Below are 22,378 nucleotides of genomic sequence, written 5' to 3' on the forward strand. Positions count from 1 at the left end.
GGTGACGGGTTGAGTGCTTTTCCGTTGTCTCGGGCTCAGCTCGCGCTGTGGTTTGCGCAGCAACTGAGTCCGTCAACTCCGTTCGTGGTGGCTCAGTACGTGGAGCTACGAGGACCGGTTGACGTCGACGCTCTGATCGAGGCAACGAACACGGCATGTCATGAATTGGAGTCGCCGTTCGTTCGCCTCGTCGCCACTGATGCCGAGCCGGCGCAGATTGTCGATCACTCGATCGTCGACGATCTCGCATACCTCGACTTACGCAGCGACGACGACCCGGTTCAGCGCGCGAACGAGTGGATGACCGCGGAATACTCACGGCCACTTGACGTGATGTCTGACCGCCTGATCTCGGCGACTTTGCTTCATCTGGCAGACGATCACTATTTCTGGTACTCGCATGCCCATCATCTCGTGCTCGACGGACATGCGGCGATGACACTCACCGCGCGGGTGGCCGAGCGCTATTCGCATCTGGTTCATGGCAAGACGCTGACTCCATTCGGTGGTGTCGGGGTACGTGCACTGCATGACCTCGACGTCGACTACCGATCCTCGTCGCGGTATCGATCGGACAAGCAGTACTGGACGGAGATGTCCGAAGGCCTGCCCCGCCCGGTACGCCTCACCGACGGCGCCGGCCTGACGTCCATGCCGCAGCACATGATGGTGCGGACACTGAATCCAACTCTTGCAAAACAGCTTTCGAATGTAGCGACCGAGTGGACTACGTCCGAGGTGGCGGTCCTCGTCGGTGCATTCGCGTCCTATCTCGGTCGCATGACTGATTCCGATGACGTAGTCCTCAGCTTGCCGGTGTCCGGCCGCACCACGGCGACGTCGAAACGTTCAGGTGGGATGCTGTCCAACATCGTGCCTGTTCGTGCGCAACTCGAACGGGATCTGTCGCCACAAGAACTGGTGCGTCAGATCTCGGTTCAGATGACCGGTGCACTACGCCACCAGCGATTCCGCTACGAGGACATGGGCTTCCAGGAGGGTCAGGGCGGATCCCGTGAGGCGGCGGGCCCGGCCGTGAACGTCATGATGTTTCACGAAGCGATTCGGCTCGGCGACGTCGTCGGCGAATTTCACGTCCTCACATCCGGACCCACCGAAGATCTGTTCTTCAGCATTTATCCGTCGATCGCGGGGGAGAACGTTCGCCTGTCCTTCGAAGCCAATCCACGCCTGTACAGCGAACGTGACCTGGCGATGCATCATCGTCAGTTCGTTCGGTTACTCGAGGGATTCCTCGACTCGGCTACCCGTGCGCTCGGTGACCTCCGCATCCTCTCGACGGACGAAGTGAAGGATCTGGTCCCCGCGCTAGGTCCGCGGACGGACGGATTCGCGACGCTCGATTCGGTCGTCAGAGGCGGCGCATGGCAGGGGAGCGCCGTCGCGATCCGCGAGCAAGGTGTGGACGTCACTTACGACCAGCTCGGCGCTCGCGCGGATGCACTGTGCGCCTTGCTCGTGGAGAACGGCGTCGAACGAGGTGACGTCGTCGGGATCCTCACCGAGCGCTCGACCGATTCCGTAGTTGCATTTCATGCAGTAGCGCGGGCTGGTGCTGCCCTTCTTTTCGTGGATCCTCAAACACCCTCCGAGCGTGTCGCTTTCATTCTCGACGACGCCGACGTGTCCGTTGTGATCGGTGGCGAACTCGTGAACGTGCCGGCTTGGGTCTGCGTCGTCGACCCCAGGGAAGACGAGACCGTCGAAGGGCCGGTGAATCGACGTGTGGGGGCGGGTTCATCTATCGCCGCCCTGTCTCTGGACGACACCGCCTACGTGGTCTACACGTCGGGGTCGACCGGACGACCGAAGGGCGTCGCGGTCACGCATCGAGGCATTGCGCCGTTGCTGCGTTCTCACGCACGGCGACTGAACATCGATAGTTCCTCCCGCGTCGCGCTCTTGGCGACTACCTCGTTCGACGTGGCGATCCTCGAGATTCTGGTTGCTCACGGCTGCGGCGCGACCGCCGTGATCGTTCCTCCCGGATTGATCGGCGGAGTGGACCTCGAAGACTATCTGCGGCTCGAGGGTGTCACGCACCTGATCTCGACACCATCGGTTCCGCTGACGATGGATCCTCGGAAACTGCCGGATCTTCGAGTGTTGAACGTCGGTGGCGAGCGACCGCCGGTGGCGCTCGTGGATGTGTGGTCGAGCCATGTCGACATCGTTAATTCGTACGGACCCAGTGAAGCGACCGTCGCGGCATTCATGAGCGAGCCACTCGAGCCTGGCGGTGATACTCCGATCGGGCGTCCGATCGACGGCGTTGCCGCTGTGGTGTTGGATTCGTGGTTGCGTCCGACTCCGGTCGGCGCCGTGGGTGAGCTGTACGTGATGGGACCAGGACTGGCGCGCGGGTACCTTTCCCCGACGCTGACCTCGGAGCGTTTCGTAGCGGCGCCCATTGGTGCCACTGGTGGCGGCGAGCGCATGTACCGCACCGGGGACGTCGTGCGATGGAACAATGCCGGTCAGCTCGAGTTCTTGGGCCGCTCTGATCAACAAGTCAAGATCCGTGGAGTACGCGTGGAACTGGGCGAGATCGAGGCTGTGCTCCTGTCGACTCCCGGTGTTGCGCAAGCAGTGGTGGTCGAGCGATCCGGGTCGCTTGCGGCGTACGTGACTGCGGCCGAAGGTGGGGACGGCACTGCTCATCTATTGAGTCAGAAGGCGGTCCACGAACATCTGGCTTCACTACTTCCACGTTCCATGCTTCCGGGTTCGGTGACGATTCTGGCAGCGTTGCCCGTCACGAGCCATGGAAAGACAGACCGTTCGGCGCTTCCTGAACCGACCTGGTCCGCGGTCGCCGAGCAGCACTCGACCGTGCACCGTCCGATCGAGTACGACGAGGAATTGATTGCCTCGGTGATGGCCGAGGTCCTGGGCGTCGGAGTTCTCGGACCGCACTCCGACTTGTTCGCCTGGGGCGGTAGTTCCCTCGACGCCGTGTATGTTGCAGCGCGCGTGAGTTCTGCACTCGGTAGACGAGTTGGTGTCAGGGACGTGTTCGGCGCCCCGACTCCGGCGCGTCTGGCCCAGAAGATTCGTGAGGACCGGGCGGAATGGGTGGTGGAGCCCGAGCGCATTTCGGACGAGGTCACCGTCGAAATCGCTCCGGCGCAACAACGTCTATGGCTGCTCAACCGTCGCGATCCCCAGTCGTCGGCGTACAACATCGCGTTCGAGGTCGCGTTCAGTGGCGCACTGGATACAGAGGCGATGAGGGCGGCGGTAGCCGACCTGACCGATCGCCATCTCGTCTTGCGTACCGTGTTCTCGTTCGAACAGAATCACGACACGTGGCCGATCCAGGTTGCGACCGCGACTCCGGTGACTCTGATCAAGGTTCCGTCCGAGGATTACGGGGCTGCGTCAGCGGATTTGGTTGCGGCAGGTTTCGATCTGGGGACCGATGCGCCGCTTCGTTTGATCCTCACCTCCGGCAGCGATGCCGACCACCGCTTGACCGTAGTTGCGCATCACATAGCCTTGGACGGCCTTTCGTTCGCCACGATCGTTTCTGACCTGATCTCCGCGTACGACGCTCGCGCCGACGGACGGTCGCCGATCTGGCCTTCGCCCGCGCTCGACTACCGCGACTATTCCGCTTGGCACAGAACCATTCTCGGTGATCCTGCAGATCCACAGAGCTTGGCAGGTCGCCAGCTGGAATTCTGGTCCGACGCACTCGCCGGCGTTGATCCGACTCTTGCGCTTCCCGTGGACAGATCCCGCCGGCCGGACCAACCGTCGTCGGCTCGGGACGTGACTTTCGAATTGCCCTCGACCGTCCATGCAGCGCTCAACGAGATCGCTCGAGCGCATCACTGCACAACCTTCATGGTGTTGCACGCCTGCCTTGCGATTGCGCTGAGCAAGATCACCGGTGCGTCCGATGTGGTCATCGGAACCCCGACGTCCGGCCGAACACACCCTTCGTTCGACGGCGCCGTCGGTATGTTCGTCGGGACCGTGGCGCTGCGAACGCTCCTTCGCGGCGGAGACACCTTCGGTGAGTTCTTGAGTCGGGTACGCGAGGCTGACGTGGCAGCTTTGTCCAATGCCGACGTCCCGTTCGACTGGGTGGTAGACCGTGCGGTCAGTGGGGCCGCAGGCGACAAGAATTCCTTCCTCAGAGTTGTTCTCGCTGTCGATCCGGTAGCAGCGGATTCCGAGATCGCGGTGGGAACTTTGACGGCCCACGGCACTCCGCTACCTCCCGCGCACCCTCGCTTCGACCTCGAAGTGACTGTGCGCGAGGATCGTACGATTGACGGCGACGCGAGCGGTATTCGCGGCACTTTCCGATATGCCGCCGATCTGTTCGATGCGGGCACCGTGCAGAGCTGGGTCGAGCGACTGCGTCGAGTATGTGACTCGATTACCGAGAACTCGTCAATCATGCTGCGCGACATCGATGTTCTCAGCGTTGCGGAGCGCGAAGAATTGCTGGCTTGGGTGCCGGGGCCTTCGATTGTCGCGCAGTCGCTGCCCGACCTCTTCGGGGCCGTCGCAGCCCGGCATCCGAATGCAATCGCGGTGTCGAGTGGCGATACTCGCGTCACCTATGAAGAGGTGCGAGTTCGTTCGGAGGGCCTTGCCGCCGTCTTGATCGATCGAGGAATTGGAGTCGGGGATCGCGTGGCGGTCGCCCTGCCTCGATCGGTCGACCTCGTCGTAGCCATCTTCGCCGTCGTTCGCGCGGGCGCTGCGTACGTCCCGATCGACTTGCAGTATCCCGACGCTCGCATCCACTACGTACTTGCCGATGCAGGCCCGAAAGCGATTGTGTCGACGGACGAATCAGCTGGGCGGTTCGTTGGGTACGAGCAAGCTGTCATCCTCGTGAACGAGACGGCTGACGCGACGGGCGGTTGGCCTGTTCCGCACTCGGAGGCCGCCGCCTACGTGATCTACACGTCCGGATCGACCGGAGCGCCCAAAGGTGTGGTGGTGACTCAGGACAACGTGTTGGCTCTGCTGGCCTCGACTCGCGAGATCTTCGACTTCGGCGACGAAGACGTGTGGTCGATGTTTCATTCGCACTCATTCGACTTCTCGGTCTGGGAGATGTGGGGTGCGTTGACCACTGGCGGATCCCTGGTGATCGTAGACGGTGACGTCGCGCGCTCTCCCGAAAGATTCGCGGATCTGATTGTGCGGGAGAAAGTCACCGTTCTGAATCAGACCCCGGCCGCCTTCTATGCGTTGGCGGAAGTTACGCCGGAAATGCTGCTTCCGCTCCGGACGATTGTTTTCGGCGGCGATCGCCTCGACGTCGGGCGCGTGCAGGGTTGGTTCGATCGGCACCCGGACGTGCGGGGTGTCAATATGTTCGGAATCACCGAAACCACGGTCCATGTAACCAATTTCGATCTCATCTCCGGTAACGAGACTGTCTCGCCGATCGGGTCCCCACTACCAGGGTTTCGCAGCTACGTGCTCGACGCGTCGTTGAAGCCCGTCCCGCCGGGATCTGTCGGCGAACTGTACGTTGCCGGTCCGCAGGTGGCTGAAGGCTACTTCGGTCAACCAGGGATGACGTCTTCCCGATTTGTGTCTGAACCCGGATTCGAAGGATCGCGGATGTACCGCAGCGGCGATCTGGTCCGTCGGCGAGCCGGTCGACTCGAATATGTTCGCCGCGCCGACGGTCAGATGGCCCTGCGCGGTTACCGCGTCGAACCGGGCGAGGTCGAATCCGCGCTGTTGGCTCACACGTCGGTGGAGCAGGCCACGGTGGTGGTGAGAGAACTCGACAGTGGGCCGACTTTGGTCGGTTACATCACCCCTGAGAACGGACACGACCTCGACGGTGTGTTGCGGACTGCTCGTTCGTTGTTGCCCGCACATATGGTCCCGTCGGCTTTGATGCCGCTTGCGTCATTGCCGGTCACGATCAACGGCAAGATCGACCGAGCATCACTGCCGGACCCGACTTCGCAAGTGCAGCCGTCTCGGCAGTCGCGAGACTTCTTCGCTCAGACAGTTGCAGCCATTCTGAGCGATTTGATGGAAGTTCCGCATATAGATCCGGTCCGGAATCTCTTCGATCAAGGGGCCAATTCCTTGATCGCCACTCGTCTTTCGTCGCGCCTGAACTCCGCTTTGGGCTGCAACCTCGACGTCCGCGATGTGTTCGAGCACCCATTCGTCGATCAGCTCGCCGGCATCGCTGCCGCCCGAATCGGCACGGGGCAAGCGTCTCCGTTGTCTTTGGTACCTCGTCTGTCTTTGGTACCTCGCCCAGGCACTGCGGAGGTGCAGCTGTCGGCTTCCCAACACCGAATGTGGATTCTGAATCAGTTGGATACAGAATCCTCCGGCTACAACATTCCGATCGTGTTACGCCTGACGGGTGAATTGGACGTAGCTGCAGCCGAACTGGTAATTCGCGACCTGATCGATCGCCATCGCACTCTGCGGACCGTATACCCGGTTGTCGGCGAGCGTCCGGTTCAGACGGTGCTCGACGCCGAGGATGCGCTTCCGCTGTTTCAGCTCGAGGCACTCGACGGCGACGACGCCGAGAATCGTGTTGCAGAACTGGTGGGTTCGGGCTTCGATGTCACCGTGGATCCGCCCGTACGTGCGGCACTTCTCCAGCTTTCGCCTGACGAGTACATCCTGGCTGTTGTTATCCATCACATTGCAGCCGATGCTCGATCGCTCGAATTGTTGGTACATGACTTCACGGCGGCGTACATCGCTCGCTCGGCCCAGCAAGCTCCGACGTGGTCGCCGCTCGCGCTCGAATACTCCGATTACAGCGCATGGCAACGGGAATCGGGGATTCCCGAGACGGTATCCAGCTACTGGAAGCATGCTCTCGAAGGCCTTCCCGAGCAGGTGACGCTACCCCTGGACCGTCCGCGTTCGACGTCCGCCCGCGCGTCGAGTTGCCGGGTAGAGATCTCGGATTCGGTACGGACGAGCCTTCAAGCACTCGCACAATCGAACAACGGAACCATGTTCATGGTTGTCCACGCTGCACTCGCGGCGCTGCTGGCGAGGTACAACGGCAGCAATGACGTAGCTGTCGGCACTGTTGTGTCCGGACGCGTCACACCTGAACTCGACGAGCTGGTCGGCATGTTTGCCGGCACGATTGTTCTTCGGACCGAAGTCGATCCGTCGAAGTCGTTCGGCCGGTTGGTCGAGCAGGTTCGTCAGCGAGACGTAGCGGCGTTCGCGCACGCAGAGATGCCCTTCGAATCGCTGGTTGACCTGATCGACCCACCGCGATCGCGTTCGCGACATCCGTTGTTCCAGGTGGCGCTCTCGTTCCAGACAACTCATTCCGCCGCGTGGTCCATACCGGGGTTGTCCGTCACTCAGATCTCGCCCGATGTCAGGCAAGCAAATTTCGATCTGCAGCTCAACGTCACGGACGAGGGGATCGGGGGCGGTCTCGGTCTCGAATTCGTGTACAACGCTGATCTATTCGATGATCTGACGGTATCGAGCTTTGCGGGTCGGTTCGAGCACCTCCTGAATCAAGTATCTGTCGACCCCAATGTCGTGGTAGGGCGAATCGACCTGTTGACGAGTGCGGAGCGAGCTCTTCTCGTCCCCGCACACGGCGCGGTCGACCGGCCCGATGCATCTCGGTGTTCCGGCACGACGCTTGCATCGATGCTGCGATACGGCGTCGAATTCGCTCCGGATGCCGTGGCGGTCGAAGCTGAGGGCAACACACTCACTTACCGAGACCTCGATGCACAGTCGGACGTCGCGGCCGACGAGTTACGTTCCGGGGGAGTCGGAGTGGACCACGTCGTTGCCTGGACTGCCGATCGGTCCATTGCGTCGATCGTGCGATTGTGGGCGATTGCGAAGGTCGGTGCAGCTCCGGCATTGGTGGACCCGGAACAGCCGCAGGCGCGAGTACGCGATGTCCTCGAAGCACTGGGCGACGGCGCGGTCTGCGGCCTCGACGCCGGTGGTGGGCAGGACGCAGACGGGGTGCGACAGCATTCCGAGAACCTCGCGGCCTACGTAGTTTTCACGTCAGGAACGACTGGAACTCCGAAGGCCGTGGTGGTGACCAACGGCGGGCTCGGTGTAATTGCCGAAGACCTGCCCCGTCGATTCTCGGCTGGTCCACGTTCGCGCGTATTCCATCGCGGAGCGCCAGGGTTCGACATGACGTTGCTCGAGGTGCTCATCGCGAGTGCGTCCGGGGCGACGCTCGTTCTGGCGAAGGACGACCAACTGTTCGGCTCGGGACTTGCATCAGCACTGAGGCGCGAGCGAATTACTCATCTGTGCGCCACACCTACTGTCGTCGCCTCGATCGGCGATCCTTCGCTGCCGGACCTTGCAACGGTGATGTTCGGGGGCGAGCGACTTGGCGGTGCGTTGGCGAAGCGCTGGCAAGCCGGACGCAGAGTGATCAACGGATACGGACCGGCCGAGTCCGCGATGTATTCGCTTGCTACCGAACCACTGTCGATCGAACATCGGTCAGCTGACACTCACGACGGATCCGTCGGGTATCCACTGGCCGGGGTCGACGCCGTCGTGCTCGATGATCGACTCGAACCGGTGCCGCCGGGAGTCGCCGGCGAACTGTATCTCTCCGGTCGAATGCTCGCGCGCGGTTACGCCGGCCAACCGGCCCGAACCGCGGAGCGATTCGTGGCAACGAGTTCAGGAGTCCGGATGTACCGGACCGGCGATCTGGTGATCTGGAAGCCGGAAAGCCCCAAATCTGAGGGCAATACGCATCGCCTGCATTATCTCGGGCGAACCGACGTGCAGGTGAAGGTCAACGGTGTCCGGATCGAACCGGGTGAGATCGAGGCAGTCATTCAGTCTGTCGCGAACGTCGATTTCTGCGTCGCCGGGGTTCGGTCGGCCAAAGGTGGAAGTCCCCTGTTGGTTGCCTACGTGCGAAGTTCAGGTGCCGAAAGAGTTGACACGAGTCAACTTCGCGCCGCTGTCGCAGAAGTCCTTCCGACGTACATGGTTCCGCATGTCATCGTCGAAATCGAGGGCGCGCTTCCGATGCGGAACGGCAAGGTCGACTTCGCCCGTCTCCCGGCGCCGACACTGGATGCTTCCCGTGCACAGGGGCCGGCCACCGCCACAGAACGCCTTGTTGCCGAAGCTTTTACTTCGGTGCTCGGCGGGAATGAGGACGACCGCGACGCAGACTTCTTCTCGCTCGGCGGCAACTCGCTGTCGGCCGCGGAGGTTACCTCGCTCTTGAGTAGTTCCCTTGGGCTGGTTGTTCCGCTCCGGACCGTATTCGAGCATCCAACAGTTGCGGCGTTGGCGGCCCGGATCGATTCGCTCGAGCAGAGTGGCCCGGCGACCGATGTTGTCAGACTGGAACCGCGGCGCGACCCCACGCCCGCACCTCTGTCACGGAACCAGCGTGCGATGTGGGTACTTAACCAGCGGAACACGTCGAGCGGTGCGTACAACCTGCCGATCTGCATCGAGATCGACGGTGAACTCGACGTGCCCGCGCTGCGTCACGCAGCGACGGATCTTGTCGGCCGTCATGACGTCCTCAGAACCCGGTATCCGGGCACTCCACCGGTTCAGGTCGTGGATCCTCCGACCCCCCTGACAATGGAAACGCGACTGGTCGCCGACATCGAGGTCGAGGTGCTGCTGCGAGAGTTCGGCTCGCGCGGTTTCGATGTAGCGGCAGACCTGCCGGTGCGCTGGATGCTGCTCCAGGTGTCACCGGTCAGGCACATTCTGGCAGTGAGCTTTCATCACATCGCAGTCGACGGGGTGTCGATGCGAACGGTGGTCGGCGACCTGCTGACCGCTTACGGCAAGCGACGAGCTGGACTGGATCCGCAATGGTCTCCGCTGCCGATCCAGTACGGGGATTTTGCCGCGTGGGAGGCAGCACGTGACGTTTCCCCTGTCGTCGAGGAGTTCTGGCGCCGAACGCTGGACGCTGTGACATCTGTGTCGCCGCTGACGGTGGATCACTCTGATGGCGGGCCGGATTCCGTAGCGCAGCGAGTGAACTTCGTGATTCCAGCCGTCATCACCTCGGCACTGCAGGCGCGAGCCGATCGATTGAAGGTCTCGCTGTTTGCGGTAGTTCATGCGGCGTTGTCCGTGGTGCTTGCCAAGCTGAGTGGAAATCCCGATGTCGTGATCGCGACAGCTGTCGACGGACGGCGTACGCCTGAGCTCGACGGCGTGGTCGGCATGTTCGTGGATACGGTGCCTCTTCGCCTTCGGATCGACGGGGACGTGCCGGTCGACCTTCTGTTGGGTGCAGCTTTCGATGCGGATGTGGCAGCATTCGAAAACAGCTTTGTTCCTGCCGAATTGGTTGGTGAGCTGCTCGGCGGACGAACTCCCCAGATTGCGCTGGGTCTGCAGAACTTCGCGATCCCTGCCGTGGAGGTGGCCGGTCTCACGATCGAGGCTCGCGAAATCGAGACCGCGACAACGAAGTTCCCCATGTACGTCTCGCTCGCACCCGCTGTCGACGGATCATTGACCGGAGCGCTCATCTATGCCGCGAGCGCGTTCGATCCTTCGAGCGCCGACGCGGTTGCTCGACAACTGTCGAGAGTGCTCACCTCGATGGCCGAGGATGTGCCAGTACTCGTTTCGGATCTCGCGGTGGGCGCGGCGCCCAGTTGGACTGCTGTCGAGGTCGATTCGTCCCGGACACTGACCCAGATCTTCGCCGCCACAGCGGCGCAATTCCCTGACAACATTGCTCTCGACGACGGACAGCGCACGGTGACGTATGCCGAACTCGACTCTGCCTCGGATGCCCAAGCCTGGGAACTGGTGGCTCGGGGCGCAGGACCGGGTGCCGTGTACGAGATTCCGGCGGTACGGACTATCGCGTACCTGGTCCGAATGTTGGCGATCTCGAAAACGGGCGCGGCATTCGTGCCGATCGACCCCGACCTGCCGCCGGCACGGCTGAAGCAGCTGCGCACAGTGCTCTCCGACCGCAGCCCCGTTCCCGGTCGGCAGTATCCGGATTCAGTCGCGTACGTCGTTCACACGTCCGGGTCGACTGGTGAACCGAAAGGCGTTGCAGTCACCCACCGAGGTCTGGGCCTTCTTACCGACGACGCAATCCGGAAGTACGGCGTGACTTCGGACTCGGTTGTGCTGCACGGTTACAAACCGACGTTCGATGCGGCGATTCTCGAGATGATGTTGGCGATCGGCGCCGGGGCTACCTTGGCGGTCGCTCCTCGGGAGGCTTTCGGCGGAAGGGCACTCGAAGAGTTTGTCGCAGAACGCGGCGTCACTCACATGTTGTCCACTCCGGCCGTACTCGACACCATGGCTCCGGAGCGGTTCGACTCGTTGGAGGTGGTTGCAGTCGGTGGCGATGTGCTCTCACCTTCCACCGCGCGTGCGTGGAGTCGCCGCGCGCGAATGCTCAATGCGTACGGACCGACGGAATGCACGGTGGTCACGACGGTCGCCGAGGTGGATCATCGGGTCACCATCGGAGTTCCGCTCGCCGGAATCGGTGCAGAGGTACTGGATACGCGACTGCGTCCGGTGCCGTGGGCCGGGATCGGTGAGTTGTACGTCAGCGGGCCCGGGCTTGCGATGGGCTATGCCGGAGATCCCGCCGGCACCGCCAGCTCGTTCGTCGCAGCACCAGGTGGACGCCGCCGTTATCGGACCGGTGATCTGGTTCACCGCCGCACCGATGACACGCTCGGATTCGTCGGACGCTCCGACCGTCAGATGAGCGTGCGAGGAATCCGTGTCGAGCCCGCCGAAATCGAATCAGCTCTGCGTCGATGCACGGGTGTCGAGGCTGCGGCGGTTGTCCTCGTCGACGAGATCGCCGTTGCGTGCGCGGTTGGCGATGGTGTGGAGGCGGATCAGCTGACAATCGAGTTGGCCGCGATGTTGCCTGCGTATCTGATGCCCGGCCGCGTGGTCGTATTGGAGTCGATCCCGCTGACGACGAACGGAAAACTGGACGCAGATGCGTTGCGGCGCCATGTGTTCGAGAGCCAGGCGCCCGATGCAGCAGTGACGGTTTCGGAGGAACTCGTCACCGCTGTGATGTCGGAACACGTGTCCGGAAGTTTCGGCGCTCTGCACAACCTGTTCGAATCAGGTGGTGATTCGTTGGCCGCGGCAGCGGTGGCAGGTCGACTTGCCTCGATCTTCGCGCGGGATGTGCCTGTTCGCGCCGTCTTCGACAATCCGTCGCCGCGAGCGATGTCTCAGTGGCTGTCGGCGAGCGCGTCCGATGGCAAGCGCCGCGAACTGATTCGACGTGATCCCGGCATGCCGGCCCCGCTGGCGCCCTCGCAACAACGACTTTGGCTGATCAATCAACTTCAGCCGGAATCGACTGCGTACAATCTGACGTTTGCAGCGGTCCTGGCAGACGACATCGATCGTTCGGTCTTGAGTAGCGCCCTCGGTGACGTCGTCGATCACCATGCCGTGTTGCGAACTGTGTTTGTTCCGGGTGAGTTCGGTCCACAACAGGTTGAAATAGACTCTGTTGCAGTCGATCTCACCGCTGAGTGCGTCGACGATATCCGTGCGAGCGCTTCGGCCTTCGCGACTGTGCCGTTCGATCTCGAACGAGATGTTCCGTTCCGTGTGCGTGTGTTCAGCGAAAATGCAGGAGCCGATTCTGCAGGATTGACTGTCCTGGTACTGGTTGTTCACCACATCGCAATCGACGGTGCGTCGATGGGCCCGATCCTTGCCGATTTCGCGGCAGCCTTCGAGGCGAGGGTGCTCGGAAGGGAATGGGATCGCTCCGCTGAGGGGATCAGCTACGGCGACTACAGTCTCTGGGCGAGAGAGAGCTTGGGCGATCCGGAGGATCTTCTCAGCGTGGCGCATCGGCAACTCGACTACTGGTCGAACGCACTTGGTGGCGTCGAGGATGTGTTGGCTCTACCCGTCGACAACCCCCGGAGTCCGGTGTCTTCACGATCCGACGAGATGGTGACGGAAGTCCTCGACGGCGCCACCTACGACGCGTTGTCGGCGTTGGCTCGTTCGCATGGCGTCACGGTATTCATGGTTGTCCACAGCGTGATTGCCGTGCTGCTCGCTCGCGAGTGCGTCACAGACGACGTCGTGGTGGGAGCAGCTGTGAGTCTGCGGAACGATCCGGCGCTGCTGAGCGTGGCCGGCATGATGGTGGGTACTGTCGCATTGCGCACGAGGATCAACTCCTCCGACCGCTTCGCTGCTGTCCTGGACGAGGTTCGCCGTGTCGATCTGGAAGCAATGGCGAACGCGGACGTCTCGTTCGACGATGTAGTTGCGAAGGTCGATCCGCCGCGCAGGATGAACGAGCATCCCCTGTTCACGGTCATGCTGGCATATCGGCGAGCGCTCGACGTGCCGCAGATCGACGGCATCACCGTCTTCGACATCGACAAGGCAGGGTCGTCGACCGGTTACGACTTGACGTGGGACCTGGTCGACACCGGTGACAGTCTGACGATTCGATTGCTTTATGCCACAGACAGATTCCGCGCGTCGACGGCGGAACTGTTCATGCAGCGGGTGACACGTATCGCCGAAGCAGTGACAGGTGAACCCGAGATCGTGGTCGGGGAGATCGAATTGCTGTCCGGTCTCGAACGCTCGGCGCTGACGGCTGCGAATCCTCGACACGTCGAACCGCTGACGATTGCGGACATTTTCGAACGCACGCTGCGGCAGGCACCCGACGGCATCGCGCTGGAAGAGAACGGCAGGCGCTGGTCTTATCGCGACCTGCACGAGGAGTCGTCGCACTGGACTCGCGAGTTGGTGGTCCGAGGAATCGGACCCGATGACGTGGTGGCCGTTGCGCTCGGTCGCGGGCATCTGTGGATCGTTGCGCTGTGGGCGGTAGCGCGGGCAGGCGCAGCGTGGCTGTCGCTCGATCCGGCTCTGCCGACAGCGCGCCGGCAGACGATGGTCGAGGAGTGTGGTTCGGTTGTCGGTTTGACAGCGCGAGGTGCATCCGAGAGTTTGCCTGACTCCGTCGAGTGGGTGGCGATGGATGAATCCTGCACTGCTGGTGGGGCTGTCGAGGTATCGGCAACGCCGGCTCATCCCGACAACCTCGCCTACGTCATCTACACGTCGGGTTCCACGGGAAGACCCAAGGGTGTCGAGGTTTCACACCGCGGAATCATGAACGTCTACACCGCGCACGTCGAGATCGCCGAGCTCGATCGTGGCCCCCGAGTCCTGCAATTGGCGTCGTCGACCTTCGACGCGTCGGTGATCGAGATTCTTCTGGCGGCGGCAGGGTGTGGAACGTTGATTCTGGCTCCTGACTTCGTCTACGGGGGAGAGGAACTCACGAATCTGCTGGTCGCTGCCGACGTCACACATCTGATCGTGACGCCAACGGTCCTGGCCACAGTCGATCCGGATGCAGTGCAACCGTTGATCGTCGAATCGATGGGGGAGCCGCTATCTGCCCGCCTTGCGTCGGCGTGGTCACCCCGACATCGCATCGTCAACGGATACGGACCGACCGAATCAACGATCGCGGCATCGATTTCCGCGCGGATCACTGACGGGGACGTCACCGTCGGCACCCCGGTACCTGGCACGACGGCGTTTGTTCTCGATCAGAGGCTCCGACCGGTTCCGGATGGCGTTGCGGGAGAACTATTCCTCGCCGGCGAGAATGTGGCACGGGGGTACGTCGCCTCTCCGGGTCTGACTTCCGAGCGTTTTGTCGCCAATCCTTATGCGGTGGGGACTCGGATGTATCGCACGGGTGACCTCGTGCGTCGTAGGCGTCACGACCGAGCGCTCGAGTACCTGGGGCGCAACGACGCACAGGTGAAGGTGCGGGGTGTCCGCGTGGAACCGGCGGAGGTCGACGTGGCTCTGTCAAGCCATGGAGCAGTGATCTTCTCGGTTACCGTCGTCTCTGACGACGGGCACGGATCCGCTGAACTCCGGTCGTACGTAACGCTGGCGGAAAACGGTTCGGTGACGGAATCGGAGCTTCGCGGGTTTGTCTCCGGCCTGCTGCCGAAGCACCTGCTGCCTTCTTCGGTGACGGTGATGGGAGTGGTCCCGTTGCTCGCTTCGGGGAAGATAGACGTAGCGGCACTTCCTGCTCCTTCGCCGCAGGTAGGGTCGAGTGTGGATCGACCCGTCTCGGATACCGAACGTCAAGTGGCACAGGCATTCGAGGGCGTGACCGGCGCGAAATCGGTGGGCCGCTACGACGACTTCTTCGAGCTCGGCGGGACATCCATGGGTGCAGTTCGAGTGGCTTCGCGCTTGCGTGAGACCCTGAACAGGGATTTCCCGGTTCAATGGATTTTCACCGATCGAACTGTGGCGGAGCTTGCCTCTCGGATGGATCTCGTTCAGGCCGACGTCGTGGAGGGTGATTCGTTCCATTCGGATCCGCTGGACACGATCGTCATGTTGGGCGGCAATCCTGATGACGTAAGGCCGCCGTTGTTCTGTGTGCATCCGGTCAGCGGAATTGCCTGGTGCTACGTCGGACTCGTCGGTCAGCTCGAAGGTCGACGGGTATACGGCATCCAGGCAACGGGTGCCGGTGAGCTACCCGGCACGGTGGCGGAGTTGGCGTCGGGGTATGTCGATGCCGTACGGAATGTGCAGCCGTCGGGTGAATACCATCTACTGGGTTGGTCGGCCGGTGGAACGATCGCGCTCGAGATGGCGAGCCAACTCGAAGAGACGGGCGATCTGGTCGGTTCGGTTGTCATGCTCGACGCGCTGTTGCCGGAGATGATGCCATCGGTACAAGCGGCTCCGAAACCTTCCGAACTGTTTGCGCAGATCGGACTAGCTGAGGTTGAAACTGAAACTGCAGCAATGACTTTCGTAGACGTTGCGGCAGAGATCCGAAGGCAGACCGGTTTGGATTTCCTTTCCGATACGGTTCTCGAATCCGTAGTGGGGCGGGTGGAAAAACTGTCGCGAATCGTTCGGGACCACACGCCGCGGCGCTATTTCGGGTCAGTGGAATTGTTTGTGGCGCAGCGTGATCTGCCTGAACATCGTCACCTGGTCGAAGAATGGTCCGAACTGGTGGGGCCGCTACGGGCATACCTGGTCGACTGCTCTCACTCGGAAATGTCGAGCACGGAGGCTTTGGCGAGTGTTGCGAAAGCCCTCGTCGACGGTGTCGAAAGCGTCTAATTCTCATCGAAGCAACTCAATCATATTGGGGTGCAGCAGATCTGCTAGGCCGGGACTTTGGTCCGGAATTGTCACCCCCGTGGTCCCCTTGCTTCAGTTCTGCAAGCAAAGTCTGTAGTCTTTCCCTTGTGGCAGTAAGCCATTCAGAAACTATCTCCGGAGGATCGTATGTTGGGTTCCCTTTTTTCCATCAGCTCTGAAATCGGTGTCCCGTCCGTTGATGCGCTCTTCGAGGCTGCTCGGACCATCATCGGCGCGATCTTCGGCCTGAGCTGACACGTCGCAGCGACCTTCCCCCGCGGTGAAGAAAGTCCCTGTTCTCCGATAAGGAGAACAGGGACTTTCGTGCAGCGTGCCGGTGAGTGGTTGCGTGGCGGCGAGTTAGTGTCCTACCGGCCGTTCTGTTGATACGCGATGGCTATCAGCGATCCGACTTCGTCGTTCACGTCCTCGGTGCTGGTGAGCCCGATCTTGTGAGTCGACTGCCCGGGAGCTTTGGCCGGCACCAGAAGTTCGGAACCGGGGGCCTCGACAAAACGTAGTCCGAGGTCGACTCGGGCTTTGGTGGCCGCTGCGATGGCAGCAAATTGGCGAGCGCGAACAAAGGGCGTGTATGTTCCGCGGCCTTCGACTCGAACATCGGTTCCGAGCTCTTCGATCAGACGTCGGGCTGCATCGAAGATGGGTCGCAGTGCTGCCTTCGGGCCGCTGTACTGCTGGTCGATGTATTGCTCGACGGTCGGCTCCACCCATCCGGACTGTTTGGCAGTCTCGAATGCAATTGCCCACTGCGAGTTCTGCGGTACACCGTGCTCTGCTTTCAGCCACTTGCGGACTTCGTTCTGATCGAGCGGGTCGACCCCCGACGTCCGTACAGCCTCAACCCATTCTTCGAGAGTGCGTCCGGTACGGTCGCGCATGGACGAGGTGACTGCGGCCATCATGTCGGAGGGTTCCATGCGTCTGTTCTACCGGCTGTCACGGTGCACGGGTAGCTCGCTCAGTCGATACCCAGCATCGCCCTGAGCGCGTCTGCGCCGGTCACTTCGACGGGGTACGGCGGTGCGACAAAATCTTCGCGCCTGAGGGTGAAGAGTCGACGCACGGTCATTCGGCCGTCGGCAGCCAACTCCTCTACTGTGCCGTCGGCGCGGTAGCCGACTTTGGTCGACACCGTGATCGAGGCGGGGTTGTCCGTGAACGCCGACGACACGACGCTTCGTGCGCCCAAAGAGTCGAATGCGAATGCGCAGATTGCCTGTCGGGCAAGAGTGCCGATGCCCCGGCCTTGGAACCCGCGCCCGATCCAGGAGCCGGTTTCACCGGTACGACTTTTGGGAAAATCCGTCGCGGCGAACGCCTGGCAGCCGACAATTTCTCCGTCGACGACAATGGCTGTTTCGAATTTCCAGTCGGCCGTGGTCATCGCTCCGCGGACCGACCAGTGGTATTGGATGAATCTTCGCGACACTTCGTCGGGAGTGCCCACCGTCCAGGGGACGAGAAACGGCATCTGTTCGGCAGGGTGAATGCCGGCTCGGACCAGCGCAGCGAGTTCGGGGAAATGGTCGTCGCGCACAGGGACCAAGGTGACGGGCCCACACGTGATCGTGACTCCGTACGGAGGCCAGATCTCTGTCAGTGGACCAACCATCGTCTTCAGGCTTTCGTTCGTGTACGAATCGGTTCACAGTCTGGCATGCCCGGCCCGTCCGAGTGAGCGACTTCTGGTCATCGAGATTCTTTTGCCCTCGCGGTACGGAGTCGTGACATTAGTGTGTGGACGGTGACTACAGACAAACCGGTACGTCTTCGTGAAGGTAGATCGCCTGACAGGCTTTCGCGCGGCGTGGTGGCCGGATACGCAGCGGGAAGTGTCGGCACGGGTGGATTCGGTGTGCTTCCAGGTCTGGTACTGGCGTACTACCTGACCGATACGCTCGGCGTGGCCGCGGCGCTCGCGTCGCTTGTGGTCATTGTCCCGAAAATCGCCGACGTTCTGATCGATCCGCTGATCGGGTCGATCAGCGATCGAAGCTCTCATCGAACTGGTACGCGAGTGCCACTCATGCTCGCAGGCGCTTTGGGACTGCCGTTGCTCTTCATTCTCACGTTCTCAGCCCCCGTGTCTGCGGGCCCCGGAGTCGGGGCGTTGTGGGTGCTCGTCTTCTTCCTGCTCGCGGCGAGTGCGTACAGCCTCTTTCAGGTTCCATATATCGCGTTGCCGACCGAGTTGACCGGCGATTACCACGAACGCACTCGTTTGGTATCGGTTCGAATTGCGGTGTTGGCCCTGACAATTCTGGTCATCGGCGCTGGTGGACCGGAACTTCGCGACGCTGCCGGGGGCGGAGCACGCGGTTATCTGGTCATGGCCATCGGGGTGTCGGCGCTGATGTGTGGGGCAATGATCTGGGCAGTTCGCGGAGCGGCGCGCCACACGGTGACTCACGCGGACGCGCCGGTCGGCTCGTTGCTCTCGCAGTACCGGGACGGGTTCGACGCGATACGACGTACCCGCGCGTTCCGATTGCTGGTCATCGTCTTTGTGCTCCAAGCACTTGCCACCGCTGTGATGTTGGCGGGTGCGCAATATCTGGCGACCTATGTGATGGGCAGCGAAGGCGCGCTCACCGGTCTGTTCGTTGCACTCGTCGGACCAGCTCTCGTCGTCATGCCGCTGTGGTACCGGTTCTCGCATCGGTACGGAAAGCTTCGCGGCTACGTCGTGTCCTCGGTTCTGTTTGTCGTCGCGACGGCGTTGTTGACCCTTGCGGCTGTCGACGCCGGTTGGTGGATCTACGGTGCAGTCGCCCTTGCCGGCGTCGGATATGCCGGCATGCAGGTGTTCCCGTTGGCGATGCTTCCTGACGTCATCGAGGACGACGCGCGAATCGGTGGACGCCAACGTGGTGGTTCGCTCAGTGGTATCTGGACAGCCTCGGAAACCGCAGGCCTTGCTCTGGGGCCCGCGGTGTTCTTGGGTGTACTCGCGGTGACCGGCTTCGTTTCGAAAACTGCGGGCGAGACTGTCGTGCAACCGGAATCAGCGCTGACCGGAATAGCCTTTGGCTTCTCGGTCGTCCCGGCGATCCTGGTTGCGATCAGCCTGGTCGTACTGCGGAATTACCGCACCGAACAAGAATCCACTCACGAGAACGTAGGTGAACGATGAGTTCCACTCAGGGCGAGGAACTTAAGGGCAAGATCGTCGAGAGCACGAACCTCGAGAAGAGGGCGGCCGACATCTTGACTCGGCTGCGTTCGCTTCGTGAGCAGGACGCCCCGACGCACGGAGGCCGGGTTCTGTCGTACGTGTACGACAGCGGTCTCGCAGCCCTCGACGAGTTGGCAGCGGACGCAGCTCGATTGGTTCAGCCGGTCAACGGTCTCGACCCGACGGTGTTCCCGTCCACGGCGGTGATGGAGCGTGAGTTGGTTGCGTTCGCTCGCGAGTTCCTCCATGGAGCTTCAGACCCAGCCGCAGATACAGACACAGACACCGGAGGCATAGTCGTCGGAAATGTCACCAGCGGCGGAACGGAGAGTTGTGTGTTGGCCGTCAAGGCAGCTCGCGACTTCCGCGGCCTCCCGCCGGGTGAGGGTTCGCTGGTTCTTCCGTCCACCGCGCACGCCGCTTTCCACAAGGCAGCGCACCTACTCGGACTGGAACTCGTCCTGGTACCCGTAGATCCCACGTCGGGGCGCGTGGGCGCACACGATATTGCGACGGCAGTTCGGAAGGACACGGTTCTGATCGTCGTCTCGGCGCCCAATTACCCGTTCGCGGCGCTCGACCCGATCGCCGACGTCGCGGAAGTTGCTCGTGCGCATTCGATTCCACTACATGTCGACGCCTGCATCGGCGGGCTTGCGTTGCCGTGGTGGGGTGATCTGCCGCCCTGGGATTTCCAGGTGCCCGGTGTCACCAGCATGTCGGTCGACTTCCACAAGTACGGATACTCGCCCAAGGGCGTCTCGGTCTTGCTGCACCGAGGGCGTGACCTGCATCGCAAGCAGTATTTCGGGCTCACGGACTGGCCGGGGTATCCGGTGGTCAATCCCACTCTTCTCGGTTCCAAATCCGTTGCTGCACTGGCCGGAGCGTGGGCGATTTCGCAAGTTCTCGGGCAATCCGGGTACGCCGAACTGGTGTCCCGGGCGCAGCGGGCCACCCGAGCGCTGATCGAAACGGTCCAGAGCATCGACGGGCTTCGCGTCGTGGGCTCGCCGGTGGGGCCGCTGTTCGCGGTCGCCACCGATGGTTCGGTGCCCCTCGAACGTCGAGTCGATCCGCATCGCTGGGTCAGCGCTGTCGGTGCCCGCGGCTTCGTCCTTCAAGGGCAGCCGGCGTCGACGCAACCTGACGGAACTGTATTGCCTCGAACAACCCACCTCACCGTCACCCCGGTGACCGAGTCGGTGCTCGGCGAGTTGACCAATGCGCTCGTCCTCGGTGCCGACGACGTTCGCGGCTTGGCGGCAGCCGAGGCGCCGCCGGCACTGGCAGAGTTGGCCGGAGCATTCGAACGTGGCGATGTCACCGTCGCCGATGTTCTTGCGTTGCCAAGTGACGCTGTCGCGGCAGCTTTGAGGTCGGCGGGGCTGGATCCTCGGGGTTCTGCTGATTCTCCCTTGGACATGGCGGCCGTCCTCGCGGCAGTGGAATCGCTGCCACGTGAGGTGACTAAGAGACTGCTGGTGGAATTCCTCGCCGGGCTGGTGGAGCCCTGACACCGCTATGAATACCGAAACCTCGATGAATACCGAAACTGCGGTGAACACTGCCCAAAACTCGGACAAATGGCGCGAAAGATTCGCGAATCGGGCGTAAGTTTTCTGTCATCGGCTAACCATCTTTGTCGGAGGGGTTGATCTGTGACTGGTGCCGCGACCAAAATTTTGACGGTTTTCGAGGAAGTGATCGGGGTTCCGCTTCCGGTTCGCGTGCGATGTTGGGACGGTTCGGAGGCAGGTCCGCCGGACGCCGCTGCGCGGGTACATTTCCGGAATCGGCGTGCCCTACGTCGAGTCCTGTACTCTCCCAACGAATTGGGGCTGGCGAGGGCATACGTGTCCGGCGATCTGGACGTAGACGGCGATATCTTTGCGCTCCTCGATGTCCCGGATCTGGTCACGCGGCTCGGTGAGAATCGTTTGTCGGCGTTGCCGTTGCGCTCGCTGGTGCGCGCCGCCGGTACTTTCGCCGGCTTGGGGGCGGTGGGTCCACCGCCATCGCCTCCGTCGATCGAGATGCGTCGTAAGCGAGGCAAGCGGCACAGTAAATCACGCGATTCGGCCACGGTCTCCCATCACTACGACGTCGGGAACCGCTTCTACGAAATGTTTCTCGGGCCGAGCATGGTCTATTCGTGCGGGTACTGGCCGGAAGGGGTCGAATCCCTCGAAGCTGCTCAGTACGCGAAGCTGGATCTGATTTGCCGCAAGCTCGATCTGAAGCCGGGAATGCGACTGCTCGACGTCGGTTGTGGCTGGGGATCGATGGCACTGCACGCTGCCCAGAACTACGGCGTCGACGTCGTCGGAGTGTCACTGAGCAACGAGCAGGTCGAGTACGCCAAGGGACGAGTTGCCGACGCGGGTTTGGCCGATCGTATCGAGATTCGGGTGCAGGACTATCGCGACGTCGACGACGGCCCGTACGACGCGATTTCGAGCATCGGCATGTCCGAGCATGTGGGCCTGGCCAATTTGCCGGTGTACACGGCAAAACTCTACGACCTGCTCGTGCCGCAGGGCCGTCTGCTCAATCACGCCATCGCGGCGGTGAAGTCTTTGTCGGACAACGTCGATGACGGACGCAGTTTCATCGACAGGTACATCTTCCCGGACGGTGAGATCCTTCCGCTGAGCAAAACCATTGATGCGCTCGAACTTTCAGGTTTCGAGACGCGTGACAGCGAGGCGTTGCGCGAGCATTACGCCTTGACACTGCGCGCGTGGGTACAGAACCTTCGCGAGAACTGGGACGCATCGGTCCTACAGGTCGGTGCTCCCCGCGTGCGAACCTGGTTGCTGTATCTCGCTGCCAGTGCCCTGGGTTTCGAGGAGCCGCACAGGCTTACGATTCATCAGGTCCTGGCCGTGAAACCAGGCGATCGGGGGGCCAGTGGCATGGCCCGCTCGCGTAGCAGTTGGTATCGATCGATTGAAGTCCCGCAGATCGAAACCGGTCCGCGCGTCGACTGAGGCC

6 protein-coding genes are annotated in these 22,378 nt (G+C 62.0%); 4 read left to right on the forward strand and 2 right to left on the reverse strand.

The features are described 5' to 3' along the window. Nucleotides 1-9 precede the first annotated feature (9 nt). Nucleotides 10-16,164 (forward strand): non-ribosomal peptide synthetase, encoded by a 16,155-nt coding sequence (locus R4P70_RS28320; protein WP_317832917.1) that lies wholly within the window; start codon nt 10-12, stop codon nt 16,162-16,164. A 389-nt stretch (nt 16,165-16,553) separates the two neighbouring features. Here the strand turns inward: R4P70_RS28320 and R4P70_RS28325 are convergent, their stop codons facing one another. After that, entirely contained in the window at nt 16,554-17,123 is a 570-nt protein-coding gene (locus tag R4P70_RS28325) for a DUF5655 domain-containing protein (protein ID WP_021344503.1), read from the reverse strand. A gap of 41 nt (nt 17,124-17,164) precedes the next feature. Continuing rightward, nucleotides 17,165-17,818, reverse strand: coding sequence for a GNAT family N-acetyltransferase (locus tag R4P70_RS28330; RefSeq protein ID WP_021333672.1), 654 nt, complete (start codon nt 17,816-17,818; stop codon nt 17,165-17,167). Nucleotides 17,819-17,941: 123 nt separating this feature from the next. On the opposite strand from R4P70_RS28330, the gene R4P70_RS28335 reads away from it, so the two are divergent. From R4P70_RS28335 to R4P70_RS28345, 3 genes are all read left to right on the forward strand, one after another. Continuing rightward, on the forward strand, nt 17,942-19,339 hold the full coding sequence (locus R4P70_RS28335) for an MFS transporter (RefSeq protein ID WP_317832919.1): 1,398 nt from the start codon (nt 17,942-17,944) through the stop codon (nt 19,337-19,339). Continuing rightward, nucleotides 19,336-20,898, forward strand: a complete 1,563-nt coding sequence (locus R4P70_RS28340) for a pyridoxal phosphate-dependent decarboxylase family protein (protein ID WP_317832921.1) — start codon at nt 19,336-19,338, stop codon at nt 20,896-20,898. Before R4P70_RS28335 ends, R4P70_RS28340 begins: the two co-directional genes overlap by 4 nt. Before the next feature lie 144 nt (nt 20,899-21,042). Continuing rightward, nucleotides 21,043-22,374, forward strand: coding sequence for a class I SAM-dependent methyltransferase (locus R4P70_RS28345; protein ID WP_019748788.1), 1,332 nt, complete (start codon nt 21,043-21,045; stop codon nt 22,372-22,374). The last annotated feature ends 4 nt before the right edge of the window (nt 22,375-22,378 follow it).

This window comes from Rhodococcus sp. IEGM 1241, assembly GCF_033142365.1.
Lineage (GTDB): Bacteria > Actinomycetota > Actinomycetes > Mycobacteriales > Mycobacteriaceae > Rhodococcus_F > Rhodococcus_F erythropolis.